Genomic DNA, 23,604 nt, shown 5'->3' on the forward strand with positions numbered 1-23,604 from the left:
ATCCGCAAGGAGGCTGAGATGGCCGATCCCTTTCCGCAGGACCGCGCCCATTCCACCGTGGCCCTCGTCCTGGCCGGAGGCCAGGGCAGCCGGCTGTCCCCACTGACCGATGCCCGGTCCAAACCGGCCGTCCCGGTGGCCGGCCAGTACCGGCTCATCGATGTGGTCCTGTCCAACCTGGCCAACTCGGGCCTGAGGGACGTGTGGATCGTGGAGCAGTACCGGCCCTTCACCCTGAACCAGCACCTGGCCGGTGGCCGGCCCTGGGACCTGGACGGCACCCGTCACGGCCTGCGTCTGCTGCCCCCGGCCGAGGGGCGCACCGAGGAGGGCTTCGCCGCCGGCAACGGGCACGCCCTGCACCAGCAGGTGCCCCTGCTGGAGGCCTTCGGCGCGGACACCGTGGTGGTGCTCAGCGCCGACCACCTGTACCAGTTCGACCTGCGGCCCGCCCTGGAGCAGCACCGCGCCCGGGGATCAGAGCTGACCGTGGTGACCACGCAGACGGACGAGGACCCGTCCCGTTTCGGGGTGGTGCAGGTGGACGCGGACCACGCGGTCACCCGCTATGACCACAAGCCCGAGGATCCGGACGGCTGCCTGGTGGCCACGGAGATCTTCATCTACGACGTCGCCGCCCTCGGGCAGGTGACCCGCCGGCTCACGGCAGAGCGGGGGGATGAGGACGGGGACTCCCTGGGCGACTACGGGGAGTCGATCGTGCCGCACTTCGTGGAGCACCGGAGCACCCACGCCTACCGGCTGGAGGGGTACTGGCGGGACGTCGGCACCGTGGACGCCTACTTCAAAGCGCACATGGAACTGCTGGACGGCACCGGCCTGGACCTGGACCGGCCCGGCTGGCCGCTGATCACCAATCCGAAGCATGCCCCTCCGGCCTGGATCGACACCCGGGCCACGGTGTCCGCCTCCCTCGTGTCGGCCGGCTGCCGGATCGGGGGTGAGGTCGAGCACAGCGTCGTCGGCCCCGGCGTGGTGGTGGAGGCCGGCGCCCGGGTGTCCCGGTCGGTCCTGCTCGGAGACTGCGTGGTCCCCGCGGGAGCCGAGTTGGAGTCGGTCATCGCGGACGTCGGAGCGGAGATCCCCAGCGGACGCTCCGGCCGGACGAGACCCGGCCCCGGCAACATCACGGTCCTCGTGCCGGCCGACCGCGGGCCCGCGAGCGCGGACGAGACCACCGGGACCTGACATCCCGTCCGAGCCGCCGCCCGAGCCGCCGTCCGTCCATGGCTCTGCGGTCTGGAAGACTGGGGCCGTGTCCCAGTCGCCGCCTCTGCCCGTCCGTGACGGCGTGAACGCCACCCGCCTCACCGTCCCGGACCGCGGTTGGGACACCATCCTGGCCTACGTGCTGCACCGGTGGGGCCATGTGGATCCGGTGGGGATCGTCGAACGTTTCCGCACCGGCGAGGTCCGCGCCGCCGACGGCACCACGGTTACCGAGCACACCCCCCTGAGTGCCCACGACTTCGTCTGGTACTACCGCAGTGTTCCGCAGGAGGCGCCCATCCCCTTCCCCATCACGGTGCTCCACCAGGACGAGCATCTGGTGGTGGCGGACAAGCCGCATTTCCTCCCCACCACGCCGGGCGGCCGCTTCGTGCAGGAATCGGCGCTGGTGCGGTTGCGCAACCAGCTCGGGCTGGACCACCTCGTGCCCATGCACCGTCTAGACCGGGCGACCGCCGGCGTCGTGATGTTCTCCACCCACCCGGACACCCGGGGCGCGTACCAGGTGCTCTTCGAACGGCGCCAGATCTGGAAGGTCTACGAGGCCGTCTCGGCACTTCCCGAGGGCGGCGCGGCAGGCCGGTTCCCGCTGACCTACCGCAACCGGATGGACAAGGTGAAGGGGGTGCTCACCGCTCGCACGCTGGACTACGGTCCCCGGGAGTCGGGCCGCACCCTGAGCCAGGCCACCCGGCCGGGACGGAAGACGAACCGGCCGACCGTGGGGGCCAATGCGGAGACCCGGATCGAGCTGATCGGAACGGGCGTCTCCACGGGCACCTGGGCGGGAGCCGGCGTCGCGCATGTCCGCCTGCACCCGCGCACCGGACGCACCCACCAGTTGCGCGTGCACCTGGCCGCCCTCGGGCTGGGAATCCTCAACGACCCGTTCTATCCGGTCCTGTTGGACGCCGCCCCGGACGATTACGACCGGCCGCTGCAGCTGCTGGCCCAGACGATCGGGTTCACGGACCCGCTGACCGGTTCCCCTCGGCAGTTCAGCTCCCGGCTGGCGCTGGCCGAACGCCCGGGGCTGGGGGCGTGACGGGCATGCCGTCGGGCCTGGACACCTCCTGGGTCGAATCGCTGGGCGGGTGGTTCCACGTGTTGACCGCGGTCCTGGTGGCCGTTGACGCACCCGTGCCGCCCGTGCCGAGCGAGCTGTTCGTCATCGGCTCGGGGGCCATGTCCCAGCTGGGCAGCGTGGCGCTGGTCCCCTCGGTGCTGGCGGCGTGGCTGGGGTGCTGGGCCGGGGACGTCGGGCTGTATGCCCTCTTCCGGTTCCAGTTGACCGGGCTGCTCGACCGGGCCTCGTGGGGTCAGCGTATCCACCGTGGGATCCTGCGGCTGCTGGACAAGGCCGGCCCGGCGCCGGGGTACGCGTCCCTGTTCGTATTGCGCTTCGTGTCGGGTGGCCGGACGGCCTCCATGGCCGCCGCCGGGATCGCCGGCATCCCCTGGGGCCCGTTCCTGGCCCTGTCAGGCATCGGTTCTGCCGTGTGGTCCGTGTACATGGTGGGACTCGGCTGGTTCACTGGCAGCGCGACAGGCCTACCGTTCTGGGCGAGCGCCGTGGTGGGCATGGGATTGGGTACCCTTGCAGGGTTGATCATTGCGGGGATCGTCGCCGTCCGGCGGCGCTTCGGGGAGAGGTGATGGGTGGACGCTGAGTCGTCGTCGTCCTCTGCTGCGCTGGAACGGATGAAGGCCGCGGCGGAGAAGCCGTCCGGTCCGGCAGCCACCGGAGCGGGTGACGGGTCACGCCCGGATCGCGTCCCCGGCAGTGCCGCCGAAGCCACCGAAGCCGCAGCTGAAGCCGCCCCGGATTCTTCGCCGAAGCCCGCCAACGACCAGCCACGCCTGCGGCACGCCAACACCCACGAGACCCAGGGCCCTCTCGAGTCCTTCAACGACTGGCTCGATTCCCTCGGCGAGCCCGACTGGGACAAGGTCTCCCAGTCCATCTACGAGTCGCCGAGCACCATGAAGGCCGCCTACGATCGGCAGAAGGCCCACCGCGAGGCGGAACGGGAGCGCCGCGCCGAGGAGAAGTCCGCTGCCGAGCGGAAGGCCGCCGCCGACCGCGCCGAGGCCGAACGGCAGGCGGAGCTTGAGCGCCAGCGCGCCGCCGAGCAGGCCGAGGCAGACCGGCTCGAGGCCGAACGGCTCGCCGCCGAGGAGGCGGCACTCGAGGCCCGGCGCCAGGCCGAGGAGGAGGCCCGCCTCGAGCGGGAACGGCTGCTGGAACTTCAGCGCGCCGAGGAAGAGGCCCTGCGCCGGGAGATGGAACGCCAGGAGCACGAGGAGTGGCTGGCCCGCCAACGGGAACGCGAGACGTGGGCCCTGCAGGTCGCGGCCCGCGAGTCCGATGGGACCGACTGGGTGCCCCCGGCGGAACGGCGCGCCATGCTCGAGGAGCGCGGCGAGAACCTGACCGACGCCCAGCTGCTGGAACGGGCCCGGGCCTCCTTGCCGGAATGGCGTCACCGCGACCGGATCGTGGAGAAGGCCCAGGCCATCGAGGCCTCCACGGTCCGGCGCACCCGGCCGGTGGCCGCCACGGAGCCAGAGCTGGCGCCGGCGCCCCACGGCTACATCCCGCCCTACAACCTGCCCTCCCGAGAAGCGGACCCGGCGCCGACCTCGCTGGACCTGCTCCGCCGGGTCACCGTGACCGCGGCCTACCTGGCGTTCGTGCTCGGCGGCGTCTACGGCCTCGGTTTCCTGGGCGAGGACGCCACCGGGCCCTGGCTGCACGACCTGCATCAGGGACGGTTCGCCGGCGGCTTCTCCATGCTGTCCATGGCCTTCTGGCATCAGCTCATCTGGCCGGTGCTGTGGGTGGCCCTCGGCATCTACACGGTGCACCAGTGGTTGCCGAGCCAGGCCTCCGCGGACCGTCAACGCGCCACCGGCTGGCGCGTGGCAGCGGCCCTGGTGGCCACGGTGGCCTGGTTCGTCCTCGCCCGGACCGGGGTCATGCTCGGCGTCGAACTGTTCGTCTGGCTCGCCCTGGGTTATCTCCTGGTGGACAGCGTCCATCAGCTGAACCTCTACACCGCGCGGAGCCGCATGGAGCGCGCCATCACGGACGGCATGATCGGGCTGTTCACGGGATGGGCCCTGATCTTCGCCGCCACGAACGCGTCCGTCTGGCTGCAGTCCCTCGGCGTCAACCTGCTCTGGATCCCCGGCCCGGTCTGGGCCGTGCTCACCCTGGTGGTGGTGGTCTGGGGTACGGCCATGATGTCCATGACCGAGCGCGGCCGCATCAGCATCGCCCTCGGCCTCTCGTGGGGCCTGGCCGCGATCCTGGTGCCCCGGCTCGTGGGGTCCATGACCTCCGTCTGGGTCGCAATCGTGGCCGCCATGGGCCTCTTCATGGTGCTGCTGGCCACCGAGAACCGCCGCTACCGGATCAACCACGCCGAGCACCGGGCCGCCCTGGGCCACGAGGTCGACGAGTTCTAGCCCACCGGCATCCACCGGCCGCGGTCCCGGCGGAGCACGTCCAGCCGGCCGGTCGTGGCCACGTCCCGGACGCCCCCGCGCATCCGGCCGGCCGCAGCCAGGGCGGCGCGGTTCTCCGAGTCCCAGGTGGAGTCGGGAACCGTGAACCGCAGAACGATGCGCGGCACCCGGGCCACCACCTCCAGGTCCTTGGCTTCCACGTTGTGGGTGGCGGCGAGGGCCGTCTCGGCACGGTCCATCACCTCTTCGGGGCCATGGCCGGGCAGCAGGTCACCGATCTGGAGGCGGGCGCGGAAGGACGGCATGGGGTCAGTCTAGGAATACTGCCGGGCCGCCCCGTGGTTGTGCCTGACATGAGTCTTCTCTTCGATCCCGTGACCGTGTCCGGCCTCACCCTGCGCAATCGGCTGATCCTGCCGCCCATGTGCCAGTACAGCGTCACCGCCAAGGACGGCGTGCCCGGACCCTGGCACCTGGCGCACCTGGGTGCCCGCGCCTCCGGCGGCTTCGGCATGGTGGTGGCCGAGGCCTCCTCGGTCCTCCCCGAGGGGCGCATCTCGGATCAGGACACCGGCCTGTGGAACGATGCGCAGCGCGATGCCTGGGCCCCGATCGTCGACTTCATCCGCTCGCAGGGGGCCGTCCCGGCCATCCAGCTGGCCCACGCCGGCTCCAAGGCCTCCACGTGGCCCGCCCACCCCGGCTACCCGGGGGACGAGATCCCGTTGGACGAGGGCGGCTGGGAGACCGTCTCCCCCTCCGGTGTCCCGGCCGTCTCCGCCGTCGGCCCCACCCGGGAGCTGAGAGGTGCCGAGATCGAGCAGGTCATCGAGGCCTTCGCCGCGTCCGCCCGCCGCGCTGACGAGGCCGGCTTCGACGCGGTGCAGATCCACGGAGCCCACGGCTACCTCATCCACCAGTTCCTGTCCCCCGTCACCAACCGCCGGAGCGACGAGTGGGGCGGCTCCTTCGAGAACCGCACCCGTCTGGTCCGCCGGATCGTGCAGGCGGTCCGTGAGGTGTGGCCGGGGGAGAAGATCCTCGGCCTCCGGCTCTCCGGCTCCGACTGGCTCGAGGACAGCTGGGGCGAACAGGACACCGTCCGCCTCGTCCGCGAACTCACCGGCCTCGGCCTGGACTGGGTGGATGTCTCCTCCGGTGGCATCGGGGACACCTTCCAGGGGCCGACCGGGCCCGCCTACCAGGTCCCCCTGGCCGACGCCGTCCGCGCCGGCACGGCCGACCTCACCCTGGCCGCGGGGCAGGGCATGCCGGTGTCCGACGACGGCGCCTCCCGCCGCCTGTTCGTCTCGGCCGTCGGGGCGATCACCGATCCCGAGCTCGCCGAGTCCGTGCTCGCCGAAGGCCGGGCGGATGCCGTCGACATCGGCCGGGCGGCCCTCGTCCACCCCAACTGGCCTGTGGAGGCCGCCCAGTCGCTCGGCGACGAGCGGTGGCGGCAGCTCCTGGCTCCGGCCTACCACCGGGGTTCCTGGGGCCGACTGTCCACGCCGGTGCGCCAGCGGGAAACCGCTGCCGCAGGCGTGGCCGGCTGACCCGAACGGGTGCTGCCCTTCCTGCTGATCCAGACCCGCGCGGACGATGCCGTCGCGGCGGATGAGGTCCGCTCCACCACCGCACTCGGAGGCTTCGCCGACGGCGAGCTGACCCCGCTGCGGCTGGACCGTCTCGTCGCGGCCGCCCGGCCGTCGTCGGGCGGCACCGCGGACGTCGACTGGGAGGCTCTCCTGGGCCGCCATTCCGGGGTGGTGGTCGGCGGCGGCCCATTCAACTCCTCCGACCCGGAGGAGTTGAAATCCGACCTGCAGGTCGCCGTCGAGGCCGAGCTGCGGCGGATGCTGGATGTGGTGCTGGACCGGGACATCCCGTTCCTCGGAGCCTGCTACGGCGTCGGCACCCTCGGCCTTCACCAGGGGGCCACGGTGGACGGGACCTATGGGGAACCGGCCGGGACCGCCGTCGTGCGGGTGACCGAGGCCGGGCGGCAGGATCCTTTGCTGGCCGGCGTGGCTGTGGAGTTCACCGCCTTTGTGGGGCACAAGGAGGCCGTCCGCCTCCTCCCGCCTCACGCCGAGGTGCTGGTCTCCGGCGAGGCCTGCCCGGTGCAGATGTTCCGGATCGGACGGCACCAGTACGCCACCCAATTCCACCCCGAACTGGATCTGCCCGGACTGCTGTTCCGCCTGGAGACCTACGCGGGCCACGGCTACTACGAGCCGGCCGAGACGGAAGAACTCTTCGAGCGCGTGCGGGCGGCCACGGTGACCGAGCCGCAGAAGGTCCTGGCGAACTTCCGTTGTCGGTACGCGCGCTGACTGGCTAGCGAGAGGTCCGGCTGGACTTCCGCTCCTGCAGCCAGGCAGTGATCTCTTGCTCGGTGATGCCCCGATCTTCCCAGTCTCGGTACCACGCTGGCTTCAGGGCGCGGAGCAGTCGATGGCTGGTCCACACGGCGGCCACCAGGCTGGCGACCAGGCCCACCGTCAGTGCGAGCGACCATCCACCAGGGGCCGAGCCGGTGCCACCGGCCGCGAGGATGAGGCCACCGAAAACAGCCACGAACAGCCCGCCGATCCCGGCCAGAGCCATGGACAGCAGGCCCCAGTACCGCCCCGTCAGGGTCAGCGGTGGCCGCACCAGCACCCAGCTCCGGAACCGTCCGCTGTAGGACAGCCACGCCGTCAGCAGGAAGCCCGCACCGACCAGGGCCACCACGGCACCCACCACCACACCCGTCGTCAGATCAGACACGACTGCTCCCCCGCTCCTCGACGATCACGCCTGGACGGCGGACCGGTCCATTCCCTCGGGGACCAGACGGATCACGAGGTCACGGTAGACGTTCCGGGTGGCGGTGGCCTCCAGGATGATGCCCTCCCCGGTGGCGACCATGCGGTACTGGCCGTGGATCCCCGCTCGCAGGTAGGTGACCGGCGGCCGGTCATCGGCAGGCTGCACGGTCCAGACCAGCCAGGGCTCCTCCCAGACGCGGACGAGTTCCGGGCTGGCAGTCTCCGGAGGCGCTGTCCGCGCGTCGATGCGGGCCAGCACGGCGCCCCGGTCCAGCGGAGCCGTCCCGACGTCCAGGCCCCACGCCGGGGACAGACCCAGCCAGGCCGCCACGTCATGGGCCGCCTCGGCCTGGTCCAGCAGTTCAGGACGCAGTGCGCCGGCGGGAGCGTCGTCGTCGGCCTGAGTGGTCACGGCGGGCCCTGCCAGCACGAGGGCTTCGCCCCGGGACCCGAACCACATCTGGTACATCGAGTTCCGTGCTTCGGTCTGAGCGGTGATCCGGAACGAGGCCGTAGTCTGACGCCAGGCGGCGGTGAACACAGCGCCCTGCTCGGTCAGCCGGCCCTCGGACTCAGCCAGCCCCTGCGTGACCAGCCGGTCCAACTCCGGTCCCGCAGCCCCGATCTCCAGCCGACCCAGGCCGCCGGTGATCCGGACACGGCCGGCATCCTGAGACACGGACGTGGTGGCGGACAGCCGCTCAAGCAATCTGACCTCCTCAGCCCCCAGCCATGGAGCGGCGCTGCGGTAGGGCTGGAGTTCGGCCAACTGGCCCAGCCGCTCCAGGGGGCGCTGCCCGCGCACCGAGGCGAACTCCTCCAGTGCGGGTTCCCGGTCCGGCGTGAAGGCGAACTCCGGGCCGGCCCACTCGCTCAGGCCCGCAGGATCGACGGCGACACTTTCGGCGATGCGCCGGAAGGCGGCGTCCCACTCGGCGATCTCAGCCTCGGCACAGGACAGGGTCAGCACCACGGCCGCCCCGGAAAGCAGGAAGGCGTACTGCACGACGTGCACCAGGTGACGGTCCGCTGCATAGGTGTACTCCAGCCTGCGGCCGGTGAGTCCGCCATGGCGGAGGGGATCCAACTCGTCCACAGCCAGGAACTGCGGCATCGCCTGCGTGACCGTGACCGCGGCCATCAGTACGGTGGACAGCTGGGTCACCGTCCCGGTGAAGTGGTTCGAGGTCAAGACGGCGTTGGCCGTGAATCCGCCGTCTCGGCGGCCGGTGGCGCCACCAGGCTGATCGGTCCATACGCCGTGGCTGCCAGGAGTCGTACTGAAGCCCTCCGGAACGGTCCACCGTTCCGGCAGCCTCAGCGACAGGCCGCCGGACAGGTGATCCGTCCAAGGTTCCCCGGCGGGGCCGCGTGGAACGTCGTTCTGGTCCATGTCAGGCTCCTCCGCCACGGCGATGTCCTTTCCGGTTCTTCCGTGCCGCGATGATCTCGCGGATCTCAGCCTCGGGCCTCCCCCGATCCTCCCACTCGCGGTACCAGGCCGGCTTCAGGGCACCCGGCAACCAATGGCTGAGGACGAAGGTGGCCACGAAGGCCACGGCAACCACGGTCAACCACACTGTGTCTGCGAGCGGTGGCCGTGATTCCGGATTGGGCAGGGACATCGTGTACCAGACATGCACCCCGCTGTAAATCACGGCCGCGCCGAGCAGCACCATGGGAAACAGGGCCCACAACGGCCCGAAGGGTGCCCCGACGGGACGGAACAACACCCACTTCAGATACTTGCCCCGGTAGGAGACCACTGAAATGGCGATCAAGCTGGCCCCGGAGATGATCAGGAACATGCCCACCGCTGCCGCCTCGAGGTCCATGCCCACCGTCCTTACAGAGTCCGTGTCCTCCAGTGCGGGCCACCCGATTCGAGAGCGGCTCAGCCCCACAGACTATTCCATGCGTTGCCGATGGATTCTCCGAAGCCCTCGCCGTCGCGCATGTTGTCGATGGTGTTCCCGGCCAGTTCGCCAACGAACCCCCCGACCACACCTCCGACCACGGTCCCGACGACGGGAATGGGAATGAAACTGCCGAGGAATGCCCCGGCTGCCGCACCGGCGGTTGCACCACCGGCTCCCCACGCCGCGGACTCGACAGCGCTGTTCCTGCGCTCGGCCTCGGTCATGTCCGGATTCTCGAGTAGGTCCTGATTATATTCCTCGGTGTAATTGCCGTAGAGGGACAAGCCGATGTCCAGGGCGCCGAGGACATTGCCGCCGATCTTGGCCCACCGAGGCACCTCGCCCAGGGCGCTCGGGGCGTCCGGGTCGGGGTTCCTGCTGGTGTCGAGGCCGACCTCGGCGACGTCATATCGGGTCGACCTGGTGGTCACGCTCTGCTCAACGGACAGCTCCGAGTAGGAGAACCTCGACCCGTCGGCCATCTGGATCTCCAGATGGAAGGCCGAGACCCTGGTCTCGATGGTGACGCTCTCGAGGATCTCGAAGGAGTACTGGTCCACCCTCAGCCGGTCCAGCAGCTCCTGTGTGGCACTGCTGACGGCGCCTGTCGAGGGGTGCCCTGCACCCCCTGGCCCGGGTGCCGCGGGATTGGCCGACGTGATGGAATCGGCGCAGGTCTGCTCCAGCTCCAGCAGCAAGTCCGCCACGGCGTTGACCTCGGTCTGTGCGGCCTGTTCCTTGTTCTCCCGGTGGTTGGGGTCCTCCGGGGTGGATTCCGCCCAGCACATCTGGGCCTGGCCAACCGCCGCCTCATAACGCGACTTGAGTGCGTCGATCTCGTCGCAGTAGTCCGAGAGCGCCTGCTCGATGGCCTGCGTGGAGAGACTGACACCGTCGCCATAGTCCAGCATCACGTCCAGGGCATTGACCATCTGCTCCTGGCCGGTGGGGCTGATGATGGCAGCGTCGATGGGGGTCCAGGCATTGCGGGTGTCGATGCAGTTCTGGTCGACATCGTCACCCACCGTCTTGATCTGGGTGGCATCCGAACGCAGCGCGGAGGTGTCCGGGAGTTCCGGCAGCCCGGAGAGGTCAACCGCCATCAGTTGGCCTCCTCGTCACTGGTCACGACGTCATCCATCGCGTGGCGGGCGTCCACGGCCATGGTCTCCGAGGCGTTCACCCAGGCATTGATGATCTTCTGGCCCTCGTTGCCCACATTCAGGCCGCGCCACTTGGCCAGCGTGAGGAGCTTGCCGATGTACTCGTCATGAGTGGACTGCAGGGCTCCGGTGATCAAGGCCGACTTGCAGGTGCCGATCGCCGCCTCGAAGGCGTTGCCCGCGGTGGTCTCCAGGCTGTCGAACTCATTGGCCTGCTCCAGCGTGTTGTCCACCACGGTCTGCGCTGTCCCCTCGTACACCGTCCAATCCGGTAAAGCCACATTGTCCTCACTGTTCCGATGTCCGGGGCGCAGCCCCCGTTCCAGGCCCCGTTCCAGGCCCCGGGCAACGGTCTTACTCGGGTCAGTACGAACTTTATGGGCTCCCCTCCCTCGTGGCCACCGGCGGGCATGGGGAGAACTCCCCATGCCCGCCGGGATGATTGCCCCGGACCGAGCCCTCCACGGTCCGTCGGCGTGACCGGTGCACCGGACTCGGGTAGAACTGAGGCATGAACGTTCGCACCCCCGACCCGAATCCCGGGTGGCTGTCGGAAGAGGAACTGTACGAGGCCCGCCGCCGCCTGCCCATGGTCTACGTGGAGGCCCTGCCGGTCCGCCTGGACCCCCTCGGATACGTGTCGGAGATCGGGCTGCTCTACCTGGCCGACGGTGACGGACACCTGCGCCGCACCCTGGTCTCCGGCCGAGTGCAGTACCGGGAGACTGTGCGCGCCGCCCTCATGCGCCACCTGGAGAAGGACCTGGGCCCGCTCGCCCTGCCGCAGCTGCCGCCGTCCATCACCCCGTTCACGGTGGCCGAGTACTTCCCGAGCCCGTCGGAGACCGGGCTGACGGACGACCGCCAGCACGCCGTGGCTCTGGCCTACCTGGTCCCCGTGACCGGTGAGTGCCAACCCCGCGGCGACGCCCTCGAGCTGTCCTGGCTGACCCCGGAGGAGGCCGTCAGCGAGACGATCCAGTCCGAGTTCATCGGGGGCCGCGGAAACCTGGTGCGCCAGGCCCTCGCCCACGTGGGCTGGGGGCGCTGAGCCATGACCGCCCCGAACCCCCAGAGCACCGGAACGCACGACGCCGCAGGAGACTACCTGCGCTCCGTCAAGGCCCAGCAGGTCGGGCCGGGCGACAGGTTCCTGACCCGTCAGGGTGAGCCGTCGACCCCCGTGGCCCAGATCCGCACCACCCGCGATGATTTCGGCACCCCGGCCCTCGTGGTCGCCACCCTGTCCGATGGCCGCGAGGTGCGGATCGCCTACGGCTCCACGATCCGCGTGCGCACTCACCGGCCGGCACCGAACCTGGACGTCAGCACGGACCTCTCCCCCGTGGAGGAGGGCAGCCCCGAGGCCACTGTCGTGGAGGTCGCCCAGCTGCACCCGGACAACCAGCACGTGCTGGCCGTGGCCTCGAAGCTGTCCCGCGGCATCAACCTGCGCTCGGGCGCCCAACTCGAGGACATCGACACGCTGGCCCGGCACCTGTTCATCGACCTGGATGACTCCGACGGCGCCCTGCGGTTGACGACCCTGTTGACCCAGCTGCCCTATGACGGCGCGATGGGGCGCTGGAAGTCCATCGAGTCCTCGCTGGCCCTGGCCGCCAACATCCACTTCCACCGCGGCGAGGAGTCGGAGGGCCGGGCGGCCGGTGCCCGCCTGGCAGAGCCGGACCAGTACGAAGAGGATCCGATCCGCGCCCAGCGGGCCGCCGAGATCCGCCAGCGGCAGATGAACGAGCCGAACCTCTACGACCGCGAGGTGCTGCGCGCCGAGGCCAACGGTGATCCGATCAGCGAACGCGGATGGCGCGAATCCCGGCTGGCCACGCTGATGTACCTGCGGGCCCGTGGTGGCTCGGAGACCTTCACGCAAGAGGAACTGGACCGGCGCGTGCGCCGCGAGGTCACGGCGTTGCGCGCTCTGGCGGAGACGCTGGCCTCCGAGGACTGAGCCGGAGGGACTACCGGAGCTGGTCCTTGATGGTCTCGCGCTCCCTCTGCAGCTTGCGCACCCGGTGGCCAAGCTTGATGAGCCGCACGGAGCCGAAGAGCCCCATCACGAGCACTCCGGCGATCGCCGCGAACAGCATCGCGACGCCCAGGGGCAGGCTGAAGCTCCAGCCGAAGTAGGCGAAGTCCGCGTCCACGTTGTTCTGCAGGATGAAGATCAGCAACAGCACGAGCACCACGGCCCCGAGGATCAGGGCGATCCAGGTGCCTCCGCTGACGCCCGTGCGGCTGGGGTGGTCCAGGGAGGGGTCGGTGATCGCGCGGGGCGCTGACGCACCCGTGGAGCCCCGCTCCCGGCCGCCGGTGGCCTCCACAGGATCGGACTCGGTCTCATAGTCCAACGCCATCTCGCCCCGTGGCACCGGTTCCACGGCACCCGAGGTGGCGCCCAGCGGCTCGCCCGCGGTGGGGTTCGCCCCGGGATCGACGGGACTCTTGCCGGAGGCTGCCTCGGGACGCTGCTCGCCTCGAGAGGAATCGGGTCTACGGTCCATGTCAGATCTCACTCTCGTCACCGGTTGGTACTGGCCAAGCTACTGCCGATCTCCCACCCACTCAACTCCCACGGCGCACTCACCGTGGGAGGCCGCCGGGGCGGGCGCCGGGCCGGTCGGTCAGCTCGGGTTCGCCGACGGAGAGATGCGCGACGGACTCGTCGAGTGCAGCACCCACTTGCGCCAGGCCCAGGGCGTCAGGACGCAGACCATGCCCACGAAGGCACCGATCACGGTCTCGACGAACCGGTCGTAGAGCAGGCCTTCGGTGTCGATCACATCGGTGGAGGCGCTCATCGCCAGAACCGTGGAGAGCAGTGCCAGCGGGGTGACGGCCGTTTGCGCCAGGACGTACTGGCGGGCGATGTAGAGCTCGGCGGTGCACTGCAGGAGGGCGATGATCAGCACGATTCCCCACAGCGGCGGGTGGATCCACAGGATCACGGCCAGCACCAGCAGGCCCAGGAATGTGCCGACGATACGCTGCAGGCCCCGGTTGACCCGGTACCGGGTGGAGTGCCCCACGAGGGGCACGACGGCGGCCACCATGGCCCAGTAGACATGCTCGGTTCCGAGGACGGGGCCCAGGAGTGTGGCCAGGGACCCGGACACGCCGGCGGCCACCACGTACCAGATGCCCTCGGACCAGATGATGCGGTGCCGCTCGACGGTGATCGCCTCCCCGCGGGGCCAGACGAAGGCATGGCGGTGCTCGGGGTGCAGGCGACCTGCGATTCCCACCAACAGCGCGAAGGCGATGGTCCCGGCGGCGGTCAGCAGGGCCTCCCCCACGGGCGGCTGGTGCGGCACGGAGGCCACGGCCGCGAAGGCGAAGATCTGGAACAGAGAGCCAGCCGGGCGCAGACCCCAGTACGCGGTGACCACAGCGCAGGCGCCGGCCACCACCGTGGTCAGCCCCACCAGCGCCCAGGGGTTCTCCCCCTCGGACATGCCGTTGCGACCGGCGAGCGTGGCCAGCAGCAGCACCACCAACATCAGTCCCCCGGCACGCACCTGCATCTGCATGCGGGCCCCGTGCTTGAGGTTGCGCCCGTAGATCGCCGTGAAGGCGCCGAAGGAGGCGAAGATGGCCAGGTCGATGCGGTCCACGAGCAGCAGGGTCAGCAGCGGCACCAGCACGGTGATGCCGCACCGGATGCCCACCTCGTGGTCCCGGTCGGCCGGAGCCATGGTGAAGAACGAGGGGATCGGGTTGATATCCGCGAGCCGAGTCCGCTTCTGCTGTGCAGCCTCGTCCATGCTCAAGCCCATCATCCCCCTGGTTTGCCTCTGACTTAACCTGTCCTTCTTGTTACATACCATTGAAAGTGTGGTGGTCACCGGCCAATCCCGGCTAGTCGTGACCAAACAGACCACCAATTGTGATGAACACGAAGGAGTGGAATGGCGCAGCAGCGGCTGGAGCTGACGTGGGTCAACAAGGACAAGGCGCTCATCCCCACCGAGCACGGCCGCTACGGCTACTCCTGGGTGGACCCCCGCGACCCCCGCTACTGCGAGATCCGCCCGCTGGTGCTCGACGAGGCGGTCCGCGGTGAACAGGCACCGAAGGACCCGGCCCGGAGCTACACGGACCGGGCCGAGCTGGCGCCGCAGTCTGAGAACCTGCTGATCCACGGCGAGTCCGGCGACGTGCTGGAGGCCCTCACCCGCGTCCCCGAACTGGCCGAGCAGTACGTGGGCCAGGTCAAGTGCATCTACATCGACCCGCCGTTCAACACCTCTCAGACCTTTACCCACTACGAGGACAACCTCGAACACTCCGTGTGGCTGACCATGATGCGGGACCGGCTCCTGCACCTGCGCAAGCTGCTGAGCCCCGAGGGCTCCATCTGGGTGCACCTCGACGACGTGGAGGTCCACCGCATGCGGCTCCTCATGGACGAGGTCTTCGGCGCCGGCAACTTCGTTGCTGAGATGGTGTGGGAGAAGACCTACTCTCCCAGAAACGATTCGACATCCATCCCCGCCGTCACAGACTTCATTGTGGTGTATCGACGATCCGATCAGTTCACGGCCAACCGCCTTCCTCGTACGGCAGAGATGGACTCCCGGTACACGAATCCAGACAACGATCCCCGCGGCCCGTGGACAACCGACAACCCCAATGCTCCGGGGGCCTCAACGCACTTGGGCATGATCTTCGGAATCCAGCATCCGATCACGGGAGAGATGGTCTACCCGAGTGTCGGAAGCTGCTGGCGTTTCTCACAAGCAAAGATGCTGGAGATCATGCGTGGATGGGGCAGGTACGAGTACGGGCCCGTCACATCAACTGAGATCGAGAGGCAGCAAAGAATCGCTGGCCCGAGCGTGACCGCTCGAACCAATGTGCCGCCGCTGGTGATACCCAACCGGAATAAGCATGACGTAGACCGGGCCTGGAACGTCTACAACCACAACGTATGGCCGCTCTTCATGCTGACCCAAGGCGGATTCGGCGGGTTCCGCCGAAAGTCATACCTGAAGGAAATGCCCGGCCGAACGCCGGCGAACCTTCTCAACTTTGAAGACGTCGGGCACACGGACGCGGCCAAGAAGGAGATCGGAGCGCTCTTCCCAGCGGAATCGCACTTCTCCACCCCCAAACCCGAGCGCCTGCTCGAACGCGTCATCCACATCGCCACTAACCCCGGGGACATCGTGCTGGACGTCTTCGCCGGCTCGGGCACCACGGCCGCGGTCGCGCAGAAGATGGGCCGTCGCTGGGTGACCTGCGAGTTGCTGGAGGACACCATCCACCGCTTCACCCGGCCCCGGCTGGAGAAGGTGGTGCGCGGCGAGGACCCGGGCGGGATCACCCAGGTGGCCGGTCAGCGCGAGGCCGCGGCCGACGTCGTACTCCCAGAGGGCATGACGGCGGAGGACGCCCAACGGTTCACGAGCCTGCTCAACAAGGTCGTCAAGGACGACCCCGAGGGGCTCAAGACGGACCCCGCCGTTAAGCAGCTCAAGGCCCTGACCAAGACCGTCAAGACCCAGGACGCCCTGACCTGGCGCGGCGGCGGCGGATTCACCACCGCACACCTCGCCCCGCCGGCCTTCGACTACGACCCAGAGCTCGGCATGGTGCTGCTCACCGAGCACGCCACCGGAGAAACCCTCATCCGCTCCGTGGCCGCCAACCTCGGTTTCCGGCTCACCCCAGAGAACCCACAATTCGACGGCGTCCGCGGCAGCATGCGGCTGGCCGTGGTGGAGGGCACCGTCACCACCGAGGCCGCCCTGGACCTGGCCAGCCACCTCGGCGAGGACGAGGGCCTGACCATCGCAGCGCTCGGCCGGGAGGACGGCGTCGCGGCGGCCCTGCGCCGGCAGGCCCGCGGCGTGCGGGTCCTGCATGTGCCCGACGACCTGTTCCGCCACCACGCGCCGGACCGTGATACCGGAGTTCTGACCCCGGACCCCGAACCCAAACCCCAAACCCAGCCGATGGAGGTGGCCCCGTGATCGCGCCGCGGACCGCAGCACCGCTCACCCTCACCCTGGACCAGGCCGTCATCGACCAGATCGGCCGCGAGTTCGGCCTGCGCCAGCACAACCGCGAAGGGCTACGAGAACTGATCGTCGCTCTCACCGGCGACTACGAGCCGTCCACCCCGCTGGTGATGGACATGTGCACCGGTTCCGGCAAGACCTACCTGATGGCCGGACTCATCGAGTACCTGCGGCGGCAGGGCATCCGGCACGTCATGGTGGTCACCCCGTCCAAGGTGGTCCAGTCCAAGACGGTCCAGAACTTCACCCCCGGCACCCGCCGGTACATCGCCGGATCCGCCGTGGAGCCCCAGGTCACCACGCCCCAGGACTACTCCGCTTGGCGCACGGCGCAAGCCTCTCCCACCGGCCAGCTGTTCGGCGCGGAGGAGGCGGTGCAGCTGTTCGTGTTCAACATTCAGCAGCTCATCGCCCCGAAGGAGCTCGAGGGTGAGACCTCCGGCGGCGGTGTCCAAGCCACCCAGCGGCGCATCCGCCGCGTCGACGAGTCCGCCGGCAACCTCTACGACTACCTGCAGCAGCAGGAGGACCTGGTGGTCATCGCGGACGAGTCCCACCTCTACGGCTCCCAGGCCAAGGCCTTCCACCAGGCAGTGCGAGACCTGCACCCCGCCGCCTCCGTGGGACTGACCGCCTCTGCCGGCCCGAGGGATCATGTGGTCTACCGGTACCCGCTCTACCGGGCGATCGCCGAGATGATGGTGAAGACCCCGGTCATCGCCTACCGGGAGTCCGGATACCCGGAGGAGGGCGGCGAGGAACTGCAGCTGCGCGATGCCCTAACCCTGCTGGCCACCAAACAGGCCGCCTATGAAGCTCACGCCGCAGTTAATCCGGGTGGGAAGCGGGTCAACGCCGTGCTGTTCGTGGTCTGCGCGGACGTCCAGCACGCCACCCAAATCGCCTCGCTGCTCCGCTCCCCTGCATACCTGGGGTCCGACGACGCCGTGCTCCAGGTGGACAATGAACACGAGGATGCTGTCACCCTCCAACGGCTGGAGGACATCGACCAGGCTCGCTCGACTGTGCGCGCCGTGGTCAGCGTGAACAAGCTCAAGGAGGGATGGGATGTCCGATCCATCGCCGTCATGGTCACCCTGCGCGCCATGGTCTCCGAGGTACTCACCCAGCAGACCATCGGCCGGGGGCTGCGTCTGCCCTTCGGCGAGTACACGGGCCACCGCACCATCGACACCCTGGACGTGCTCAGTCACGCCTCCTTCAAGAAGATGCTCAGCTCGGAACAGATCCTCAAGGAGTTCGGTCTGGAGAAGGCGGTCCCGCCCGCGGCCCGGCGTGTGGACCTGACGACGCCGGCCACCGGCACGCAGTGGACCGGCACCTCCCATGATGGAACGGGTGATAGCGGCACCGCGGACGACATCGGCCGGCCGGGCGGCACCTGGGGCGAGCTGACTGATCGAGGCGAGGCCGTCGTCGTGCCCCTGACCGACCAGCCCGACACCCAAAGCGACGGCAACCCAGAGCGCGACGGCTTCTTGGACCACAGCACCGCCGCGTGGAGCGTCGCCACACCTGCTGTCACGGCGGTCCTGCTAGACGACGACGCCGATCTGGGCGGCATGCATATTCCGGTACCGGACGTGGTCCAGCTGCAGGATAAGTTCGCCCGCGTATCCGGGTTCTCCGTGGCCTTCCCCTCGGTGACGATGGAGCGGTCCGTCGAGCCCTTCACCGTCAGCATGGTGGACCGTGACGACATCCGGCGGGCGGCGGAGCGCATCACCGACGCCGGCGACGTCATCGCCCGCGACGAAATCGTCATCAACCGGCTCAAGCGACGGATCACCACCCGCGCCACGCAGCAGGCGAACGTCGAGTCCGTACCGATGGATGCAGACGAGGTCGAGGCGGCACTAGTGGCCGCCGGCGGGGCCGTCCAGGCTGTGCCCCGCACCGCCGCCAATGTGACCACGATCCGGCGCTATCTGGTCCCCGAGTTGATGAACCAGGCCCGGATTGACAACTGGACGGTGAAATCGGCCGCCTCCGCGGTGGGTCGCCTGGAGGACCTGCTCCGAGAGTCTGTTCGCAACCACCAAGCCCGCGCTCGAACCGTGTCCACCGTGATTCCTGTGCGGGTTCCCTCCACGCCGTCGTTCTCTCTGCCGCTGGGCGAAACCGTCCACGAGCCAGTGGACGCCCGGGCCGACTTCGTCCGGCGGCGGTGGTATGGCGGCTGGGACCGGAGTCTGTTGACCGCCGCACGATTCGACTCCTTCTCCGGTGAATACGCGTTGGCTCAGAAACTGGATATTTCCCCGGACATCGTCTGGTGGTTGCGGCTTGAGCCCCGAGACCGGGCGAGCATCGCCTACACCCCTCGGAACGCCTACCATCCGGATTTCCTGGCCCTGGACACCGATGGCGTGCACTGGATCGTTGAGGGCAAGAATGATGCCGGCGCTCAGGACGAAACTGTCCAGCTCAAGCGAGCCGCAGCCGAGCGGCATGTGGTCGATCTCCTCGGCGTCGAGAGCTTCGACGAGCAGACCTGGGGCTACCTCATCGCCTACGAGTCCGAGGTGGAGCGGGCCGGATCCTGGAAGGATCTCGTGGCCAGTTCGAACCCCGTGGTGACGCCGTGAATACCTGTTCAGTTGGCCGAATCGTCGGCCTCGCCGTCCCCACCGACAGAAATTTTGCGCTAGAATGGACGCATCATGACCGGTTCCGCTCCACCTCGGTGGGGTCCAGGGCCGGTCTTCATTTTAACCAGCCCTGTGGGATCACCCATGGCTGAACAGGAGAAGAATCCCAAGGAATTCAAGTCATACGACGAACAAGTTGATCGGCTCGTCAAACGCGGAATGTACATCAGAGACCGCGATTGGGCTGCCCATAAGTTGCAGCAGATCAACTACTACCGCCTCTCCGGATACTGGTATCCATTTCGGAAAATGGCAGTCGATGAGAGTCGTCGCACCGATTCCTTTCTGCCCGGCACAACGATCACTGACGTGATCGCACTCTATGAGTTCGACATCAGGTTGAGAACGGCGATCTTCGCAGCCTTATCACCCATCGAGCTGACCGTCCGAGCATTGCTGGGGCACGAGTTGGGCCGAATTGCTCAACATATACATCTGGATCCCTCTCGTCTTGGGCCGGTCGCGCGACGAGCGAAATCGAGCGCCCCCTCCGAACGCTATGTGAGATGGCGTGAGAAATACGATCGCGAACTCGCGCTGTCCCATGAGGACTTCGTCAGACACCATCACCTCCGATACAGCGGCAAACTCCCTGTATGGGCTGCCGTCGAGATACTCGATTGGGGCCAGCTGACTCACCTGTTCGCCATGTCCCCACATGGCACGCGCACAGCTGTTGCCGACGCTATCGGTATCAGCGCACCCCAGATGGAGTCCTGGCTCAAGTCCCTCAACATCGTTCGCAATGTCGCAGCCCACCACGGGCGCATGTTCAACCGTGTGTATGACCTCAAGCCCAAACTCCCATCACGGAGCACGCACCCCGAACTTGTTCAACACGCCTCCGTCATGAATCGAGCCTTCGGACAGCTCACTGTGATTCAGTACATTCTTCGACGGCTCAGCATCGGAAATCCTCGGCTGATTCCTGCGGTTCTCGCCACGTACCCCGAGGTGAACGCAGTTCCCCTACGACACACTGGAGCACCGAATGACTGGAACAAATTTCCACTGTGGGACGAATGACGTGGTAAACCAAAGCTGACCCGCATCTCCCCGAGCCTGCCCACCATACGATGGAATCTATGCCCACCGACCAGGCCCCGACCCCTGCCGACCATGTACCAACCACCGCCTCGCCGCGGGACTTCGCCTTCGCCGTCGGCTCCCGCCTGACCGGACCGGACGGGCAGCCGCGCCAGGGCCGCACCGGGACCATCACCACCCCGCACGGGACCATCCAGACGCCGGCGTTCATCCCGGTGGCCACGCAGGCCACCGTGAAGGCCGTGCTGCCGGAGGCCATGGCGGAGCTCGGCGCGCAGGCCCTGCTGGCTAACGCCTACCACCTGTACCTGCAGCCCGGGGCGGACCTGCTGGACGAGGCCGGCGGTCTGGGCCCGTTCATGAACTGGCACGGGCCGACGTTCACGGACTCGGGTGGCTTCCAGGTGATGAGCCTGGGATCGGGGTTCAAGAAGGTCATCGACATGGCCGGACCGAAGGCCCCTTCCGGTCAGGGTGCGGACGATGCCGTGGCGCCCGGCAAGGAGCGACTGGCCAACGTGGATGAGGACGGGGTCTGGTTCAAGTCCCACCTCAACGGGGACCAGCACCGGTTCACCCCCGAGGTCTCCGTCGGCATCCAGCACCAGCTCGGCGCGGACATCATGTTCGCCTTCGACGAGCTCACCACCCTGCACAACTCCCGCGGCTACCAGGAGGAGGCGCTGGAACGCACCCGCCGCTGGGCCCAACGCTGCCTCGACGAGCACGCCCGTCTGACCTGCGAGCGCGCGGCCAAGCCCTACCAGGCCCTGTTCGGCGTCATCCAGGGGGCCCAGTACGAGGACCTGCGGCGCCAGGCCTGCGGCGACCTGGCCGGCATGCGCACGGGCTTCCCCGACGGCGGCAGTGAGGCCCTCCAGCACGGTTTCGACGGCTACGGGATCGGCGGGGCCCTGGAGAAGGCGAACCTGGGCACGATTGTCAGTTGGTGCGCCGAGGAACTGCCGGAGGACAAGCCACGGCACCTGTTGGGCATCTCCGAACCGGACGACCTGTTCACCGCCGTGGAGAACGGGGCGGACACCTTCGACTGTGTCTCCCCCACCCGCGTGGCCCGCACCGGTGCCTTCTACACCACCGACGGCCGCTTCAACCTGCCCGGGGCCAAGTACAAGCGCGACTTCTCCCCGCTGGAGGAGGGCTGCGACTGCTACACCTGCGCCCACTACACGCGGGCCTACATCCATCACCTCATCAAGGCCAAGGAGATGGTGGCGCACACGCTGATCTCCGTCCACAACGAGCGCTTCACCGTGCGCCTGGTGGACCGGATCCGCGTCTCCATCCAGGACGGCACGTTCTGGGACCTGAAGGACGAGGTGCTGGGCCGCTACTACGCGCCGAAGGCCTGACCGGCCGTCACGCCAGGAGTGCGTCGAGGACGGCGGCCCAGTCGTGCTCTACGGCCCGGGCGGCCTGGGCCGCCTCGGCGACCCCCGGGTCCGCATCGGCCGGGACGTGCAGGTAGCCACGCACCACGGACATCCGGGTCTCGCCGTACTGCATGGTGCCGAACTCGTAGACGCCCGGTGCAGCACCGTCGGCCACGCGCAGCACCACGGAGTCCTGCTGCGTCGGCCCCTCACCGGTCGGGCCGCCGCTCGCCTCGATCACCATGCCGGTCACCGCGAGGTGCCGCCCACCAGCCTCGGCGCGGGCGGTGGCCTGCTGCCCGACGACGGCCCCGTCCAGTCCCAGCAGCACCGTCAACCGGTGCCCCGCCGGGACCTCGCGCATCACCAGGGCCTGGGCGGTCTGCCGCCCGGCGAAGTGGGTGTGGAACTCGGCGAGCAGCCGTAGCGCGGACCGCCAGCCGGGCAGCGTGCCCTCGGAGTCGCCGAAGTCGCCATGGTGGGTGACCAGGGTGCCGCCGACGCGGGGCTCCAGCTCGGCCTCGACGAACCAGCGCCGGTAGCCGGGGCCGGTGGCGACCGATTCCCAGACCTCCTCGGCGGTTGCGGGGACGGCCACCTCCACAATGGTGCGGCAGCCCGGACCATCCCGCTCGAACCGGGCGGTGGGTTCGCCGGTGGCGGCTGGATGGCCCTGTGTTTCGCTTATGTCCTCAGCCTGCCATCCGGAGCGTACAGTGCTCCACGGTAGAGGACCGACGAACGTCTTGGAGGAACTGCATGAGCACCGGTGAGATCCGCCCCGTACCCACGCCCGAACACCACGCCCCCTACGTGGCGGCTGCGGACCGCTATGAGTCCACCGGCTACCGCCGGGTCGGCGCGACGGGCCTCGCGCTGCCGCCGATCAGCCTGGGACTGTGGTGGAACTTCGGGGACAACCGTCCCTTCTCCACGCAGCGGGAGATCCTGACCCATGCCTTCGACCGCGGCATCACCCACTTCGACCTGGCCAACAACTACGGGCCGCCCGCCGGATCCGCCGAGGAGAACTTCGGCCGCGTCCTGGCCAAGGACCTGGGCCGCTACCGTGACGAGCTGATCATCTCCTCGAAGGCGGGCTGGAACATGTGGCCGGGGCCGTACGGCAACCTGGGCTCCCGCAAGTACATCCTGGCCTCCGCGGACGCCTCCCTGCAGCGGATGGGCCTGGACTACGTGGACCTGTTCTACTCGCACCGCGCGGATGCGGACACGCCCCTGGAGGAGACCATCGGTGCCCTGCACACCCTGGTCACGCAGGGCAAGGCGCTCTACGTGGGACTGTCCTCCTACTCGCCCGAGCGCACGGTCGAGGCCCAGCGCATCGCCCGGGAGCTGGGCACTCCGCTGGTGATCCACCAGCCGGCCTACTCCCTGCTCAACCGCTGGGTGGAGGACGGCCTCCTGCAGACCCTGCAGGAGCAGGGCATGGGGTCCATCGCCTTCACACCGCTGGCCCAGGGCCTGCTGACGGACAAGTACCTGCACGACGACGGCGCCGTCCCCTCCGGCGGCCGCACCTCCCTGTCCGGTCACCTCACCGAGGAGAACCTCGCGACGGCCCGGGCGCTGAATGAGGTGGCCGGTGAGCGCGGCCAGACCCTGGCCCAGCTGGCCATCGCCTGGCTGCTGCGCGAGGGCGGGGTGACCTCGGTGCTGCTGGGCGCCTCCTCCACGGGACAGCTGGACGAGAACCTCGGCGCCCTGGCCAACACGGCGTTCACGGATGAGGAGCTGGCGCGTATCGATGCGATCACCGGCCGCGAGTCCACCATCGACATCTGGAACGTCTCCGCCCGGATCGACTGAGCG

At 68.7% G+C, this 23,604-nt stretch carries 22 protein-coding genes; 13 read left to right on the forward strand and 9 right to left on the reverse strand.

The window, feature by feature from the left end; all coding sequences use genetic code 11:
• Nucleotides 1-18: 18 nt before the first annotated feature.
• The 4 genes from AB0333_RS12010 (at nucleotide 19) to AB0333_RS12025 (ending at nucleotide 4,722) form a co-directional block, all read left to right on the forward strand.
• The gene (locus AB0333_RS12010; protein WP_366218903.1) at nucleotides 19-1,209 is read left to right on the forward strand and encodes a sugar phosphate nucleotidyltransferase; all 1,191 of its coding nucleotides are present in this window, start codon (nucleotides 19-21) and stop codon (nucleotides 1,207-1,209) included.
• A gap of 67 nt (nucleotides 1,210-1,276) precedes the next feature.
• On the forward strand, nucleotides 1,277-2,296 hold the full coding sequence (locus AB0333_RS12015; RefSeq protein WP_366218904.1) for a pseudouridine synthase: 1,020 nt from the start codon (nucleotides 1,277-1,279) through the stop codon (nucleotides 2,294-2,296).
• Between the two features lie 5 nt (nucleotides 2,297-2,301).
• Complete coding sequence (locus AB0333_RS12020; RefSeq protein WP_366218969.1) at nucleotides 2,302-2,907, forward strand: VTT domain-containing protein; 606 nt, start codon at nucleotides 2,302-2,304, stop codon at nucleotides 2,905-2,907.
• Between the two features lie 3 nt (nucleotides 2,908-2,910).
• Entirely contained in the window at nucleotides 2,911-4,722 is a 1,812-nt protein-coding gene (locus tag AB0333_RS12025; protein WP_366218905.1) for a hypothetical protein, read from the forward strand.
• Here AB0333_RS12025 and AB0333_RS12030 read toward each other — a convergent pair.
• Entirely contained in the window at nucleotides 4,719-5,027 is a 309-nt protein-coding gene (locus tag AB0333_RS12030; RefSeq protein WP_366218906.1) for a hypothetical protein, read from the reverse strand. The genes AB0333_RS12025 and AB0333_RS12030 overlap by 4 nt on opposite strands.
• Nucleotides 5,028-5,075: 48 nt before the next feature.
• Between AB0333_RS12030 and AB0333_RS12035 the strand changes: the two genes are divergently transcribed.
• Both AB0333_RS12035 and AB0333_RS12040 read left to right on the forward strand, forming a co-directional pair.
• On the forward strand, nucleotides 5,076-6,278 hold the full coding sequence (locus AB0333_RS12035; RefSeq protein WP_366218907.1) for an NADH:flavin oxidoreductase/NADH oxidase: 1,203 nt from the start codon (nucleotides 5,076-5,078) through the stop codon (nucleotides 6,276-6,278).
• Nucleotides 6,279-6,287: 9 nt separating this feature from the next.
• Nucleotides 6,288-7,058 (forward strand): glutamine amidotransferase, encoded by a 771-nt coding sequence (locus AB0333_RS12040; protein WP_366218908.1) that lies wholly within the window; start codon nucleotides 6,288-6,290, stop codon nucleotides 7,056-7,058.
• A 4-nt stretch (nucleotides 7,059-7,062) separates the two neighbouring features.
• Here AB0333_RS12040 and AB0333_RS12045 read toward each other — a convergent pair whose 3' ends face one another.
• The 5 genes from AB0333_RS12045 to AB0333_RS12065 are packed head-to-tail and all read right to left on the reverse strand — an operon-like array spanning nucleotide 7,063 to nucleotide 10,898.
• The gene (locus tag AB0333_RS12045; protein WP_366218909.1) at nucleotides 7,063-7,494 is read right to left on the reverse strand and encodes a hypothetical protein; all 432 of its coding nucleotides are present in this window, start codon (nucleotides 7,492-7,494) and stop codon (nucleotides 7,063-7,065) included.
• A gap of 24 nt (nucleotides 7,495-7,518) precedes the next feature.
• Complete coding sequence (locus AB0333_RS12050) at nucleotides 7,519-8,928, reverse strand: hypothetical protein (protein ID WP_366218910.1); 1,410 nt, start codon at nucleotides 8,926-8,928, stop codon at nucleotides 7,519-7,521.
• A 1-nt stretch (nucleotide 8,929) separates the two neighbouring features.
• The gene (locus AB0333_RS12055) at nucleotides 8,930-9,370 is read right to left on the reverse strand and encodes a hypothetical protein (protein ID WP_366218911.1); all 441 of its coding nucleotides are present in this window, start codon (nucleotides 9,368-9,370) and stop codon (nucleotides 8,930-8,932) included.
• 59 nt (nucleotides 9,371-9,429) lie between these two features.
• Entirely contained in the window at nucleotides 9,430-10,557 is a 1,128-nt protein-coding gene (locus AB0333_RS12060; protein WP_366218912.1) for a glycine zipper domain-containing protein, read from the reverse strand.
• Nucleotides 10,557-10,898: a hypothetical protein gene (locus AB0333_RS12065; protein WP_366218913.1), complete on the reverse strand. Its 342-nt coding sequence runs from the start codon at nucleotides 10,896-10,898 to the stop codon at nucleotides 10,557-10,559. Before AB0333_RS12065 ends, AB0333_RS12060 begins: the two co-directional genes overlap by 1 nt.
• 230 nt (nucleotides 10,899-11,128) lie before the next feature.
• On the opposite strand from AB0333_RS12065, the gene AB0333_RS12070 reads away from it, so the two are divergent.
• Nucleotides 11,129-11,668, forward strand: coding sequence for an NUDIX hydrolase family protein (locus AB0333_RS12070; protein WP_366218914.1), 540 nt, complete (start codon nucleotides 11,129-11,131; stop codon nucleotides 11,666-11,668).
• A 3-nt stretch (nucleotides 11,669-11,671) separates the two neighbouring features.
• Entirely contained in the window at nucleotides 11,672-12,586 is a 915-nt protein-coding gene (locus tag AB0333_RS12075) for a DUF6707 family protein (RefSeq protein WP_366218915.1), read from the forward strand.
• Between the two features lie 10 nt (nucleotides 12,587-12,596).
• Here the strand turns inward: AB0333_RS12075 and AB0333_RS12080 are convergent, their stop codons facing one another.
• Together AB0333_RS12080 and AB0333_RS12085 are read right to left on the reverse strand one after the other, a co-directional pair.
• Nucleotides 12,597-13,139, reverse strand: coding sequence for a LapA family protein (locus AB0333_RS12080; protein WP_366218916.1), 543 nt, complete (start codon nucleotides 13,137-13,139; stop codon nucleotides 12,597-12,599).
• A gap of 120 nt (nucleotides 13,140-13,259) precedes the next feature.
• A complete protein-coding gene (locus tag AB0333_RS12085; RefSeq protein WP_366218917.1) occupies nucleotides 13,260-14,399 on the reverse strand; it encodes an FUSC family protein in 1,140 nt (379 codons plus the stop codon).
• Between the two features lie 144 nt (nucleotides 14,400-14,543).
• Here AB0333_RS12085 and AB0333_RS12090 point away from each other — a divergent pair, with 144 nt between their 5' ends.
• From AB0333_RS12090 to tgt, 4 genes are all read left to right on the forward strand, one after another.
• The gene (locus AB0333_RS12090) at nucleotides 14,544-16,610 is read left to right on the forward strand and encodes a site-specific DNA-methyltransferase (protein WP_366218918.1); all 2,067 of its coding nucleotides are present in this window, start codon (nucleotides 14,544-14,546) and stop codon (nucleotides 16,608-16,610) included.
• Complete coding sequence (locus AB0333_RS12095; protein ID WP_366218919.1) at nucleotides 16,607-19,267, forward strand: DEAD/DEAH box helicase family protein; 2,661 nt, start codon at nucleotides 16,607-16,609, stop codon at nucleotides 19,265-19,267. Before AB0333_RS12090 ends, AB0333_RS12095 begins: the two co-directional genes overlap by 4 nt.
• 147 nt (nucleotides 19,268-19,414) lie before the next feature.
• Complete coding sequence (locus tag AB0333_RS12100) at nucleotides 19,415-20,356, forward strand: Abi family protein (RefSeq protein WP_366218920.1); 942 nt, start codon at nucleotides 19,415-19,417, stop codon at nucleotides 20,354-20,356.
• A 59-nt stretch (nucleotides 20,357-20,415) separates the two neighbouring features.
• Nucleotides 20,416-21,750, forward strand: coding sequence for a tRNA guanosine(34) transglycosylase Tgt (gene tgt, locus AB0333_RS12105; RefSeq protein WP_366218921.1), 1,335 nt, complete (start codon nucleotides 20,416-20,418; stop codon nucleotides 21,748-21,750).
• A 7-nt stretch (nucleotides 21,751-21,757) separates the two neighbouring features.
• Here the strand turns inward: tgt and AB0333_RS12110 are convergent, their stop codons facing one another.
• Nucleotides 21,758-22,369 (reverse strand): hypothetical protein, encoded by a 612-nt coding sequence (locus AB0333_RS12110; protein ID WP_366218922.1) that lies wholly within the window; start codon nucleotides 22,367-22,369, stop codon nucleotides 21,758-21,760.
• Nucleotides 22,370-22,530: 161 nt separating this feature from the next.
• On the opposite strand from AB0333_RS12110, the gene AB0333_RS12115 reads away from it, so the two are divergent.
• Entirely contained in the window at nucleotides 22,531-23,601 is a 1,071-nt protein-coding gene (locus AB0333_RS12115) for an aldo/keto reductase (protein WP_366218923.1), read from the forward strand.
• Nucleotides 23,602-23,604: the final 3 nt, after the last annotated feature.

Origin of the sequence: Citricoccus sp. NPDC079358 (assembly GCF_040702545.1) — a bacterium.
Lineage (GTDB): Bacteria > Actinomycetota > Actinomycetes > Actinomycetales > Micrococcaceae > Citricoccus.